The organism is Clostridioides sp. ZZV15-6383, from assembly GCF_020657735.1.
GTDB classification, from domain to species: Bacteria; Bacillota; Clostridia; order Peptostreptococcales; family Peptostreptococcaceae; genus Clostridioides; species Clostridioides difficile_D.
Window position 1 is genome coordinate 1 of the sequence record NZ_JAGWCV010000133.1, and the last position, 600, is coordinate 600.

At 36.7% G+C, this 600-nt stretch carries 1 protein-coding gene; it reads right to left on the minus strand.

Going from position 1 to position 600, the window contains the following annotated elements:
• The coding region (locus KGF42_RS19105; RefSeq protein ID WP_227826904.1) for a hypothetical protein at nucleotides 1–600 on the minus strand (600 nt) is incomplete at both ends.

Genomic DNA, 600 nt, shown 5'->3' on the forward strand with positions numbered 1-600 from the left:
GTAGTCATAAGCTCCACCAGTTAAATCATATGACTTAACTTCTTGGTCTCCAACTTTTAATACTAAACGACTTGCTTTTTGAGTTTCTTCATCATGTTCTACAGAGAAAGTTGCGTTAGCTTCTTCTCCTTTGTACTTGATTGTGAAGATATTACCGATATTATCATAAACCTCATTGAAACGGTCATCTTGGAATATTACTCTTAAACGTAATGAATCACTTAGTGTATTCTTTTCTAATCCTACTTGAATGTTGTTAGCAACATTACCGTAGATTTTAGATGTTATTTTTAATCCGCCAATTTCCGCTGAAGCAGGTTTAGCATCTTCTATACGCATAGCTAAAATACGTCCTGCTGTATAGTTAGGGTTAGAACCCCATGCTAATTCTATTGCATCAAGTAATTCTCCTGAACGGAATAAACGTTTAGCTTGTGAATAGTTACGTAATTCATAAACTGTATTTGGTTCTCCGCCTTCAGCCTGACCGATTAAGCAAAATACTTTTTCACTTGAACCTGCTGAGCCACCGATACCTGAAGTATCTACTTCAATAGATGCATGAGGACGGGTAATAGGTCTTCTTGGGAATGGTTCTAC